Genomic DNA, 1,070 nt, shown 5'->3' with positions numbered 1-1,070 from the left:
ATTTTTTAAATTCAAACTGAGTATAAGAAATAAGATTGAGTTTTAAAATAAAATTTATTCATGCGATTGCCCTGACTACAGTTTTGACTCTGCTTTCCATCTTCACTCTCCAAATCACTCTTCTTTAAATAGTTTGCTCTTAAAGCATAATTAATAACTCAAATAGCCAGTAAAACTCTCTTCTTATATAAGCACATATATTTATTACTTAACATAAGATATTATAAATTATTTTAAGTAGGAATAATTAAGAAAGGGGGGATAAAATGTCAAAACCTAAGCAAGGTAAAGCACCTAAAAATTCTATGAGAAAATTATTGAAGAGATTATCTGAAGAGAAAGAGCCAGTTACTATTATTATTAGTTCTGGAACTGAGTGTTGTGAAATTACTGGGTGTATCGCTAAGATAACTGATGACTATATAACCTTAATAACTAGTAGTAATGCTTGTAGACGAGCTTATATTGCAATTGATTGTATTTGTGCAATTATTAAGCCAGCTAAACTACCTCTACCACCAGATCCACCAGAGCCAGACCCAGAATGTGAATGTCAGGTTACTGGAGCTGCAAATATAACTGAGCCTGCTCCACCTGGGCCACCAGATGTAGTAAAATTAACAGTTGTAGCTTGTCCAGGATGTACTCTTCATCTATCTCATATAACGTATACAAATACTTTTGGTGAAGAGGATGTAAATCTTGAAGTATCAGTGCCTGGCCCAGATCCAGCACCTAGCATAGGAGAAATTGAGTCTGTAAGTTGCGATGATGGCGAGGCAGCTACAATTACAGGCACAGCACAGATAATTATTGGTGAAGACGATCCAGAAATATGTGACTTTATTTTAGATGTGACAGATACTCCACCACCAACACCTGATACAATGCAAATGAGAATAATCTGTGATGGAGTAGAGGTGCACGATAGTGGTGTAGTAGAACTATTGGGCCAATCAATTAATATTCAAGAATGTTAGAAATTATAAAAACTAAAATAAGGACATTTGTCCTCCTAAAACAAGATTTGATTAATTTGATAACCATGTGTAAAATATAATCAACCATTA

At 34.1% G+C, this 1,070-nt stretch carries 1 protein-coding gene; it reads left to right on the top strand.

The genetic code is table 11. The features are described from left to right. Nucleotides 1-266: 266 nt before the first annotated feature. Nucleotides 267-980 carry a hypothetical protein gene (locus tag MWH30_RS13730; RefSeq protein ID WP_248664667.1) on the top strand — a complete coding sequence of 238 codons (714 nt, stop codon included), beginning with the start codon at nt 267-269 and terminating at the stop codon, nt 978-980. The last annotated feature ends 90 nt before the right edge of the window (nt 981-1,070 follow it).

Origin of the sequence: Fuchsiella alkaliacetigena, from assembly GCF_023227765.1 — a bacterium.
Classification (GTDB): domain Bacteria; phylum Bacillota; class Halanaerobiia; order Halobacteroidales; family Acetohalobiaceae; genus Fuchsiella; species Fuchsiella alkaliacetigena.
Note: the sequence above shows the minus strand (reverse complement) of the source record. Positions and strands in the feature narration are given on the sequence as shown.

What these genes read in the sequence shown, in the direction of transcription:
- MWH30_RS13730 (WP_248664667.1), top strand. Translation starts at nt 267, where the DNA reads ATGTCAAAACCTAAGCAAGGTAAAGCACCTAAAAATTCTATGAGAAAA.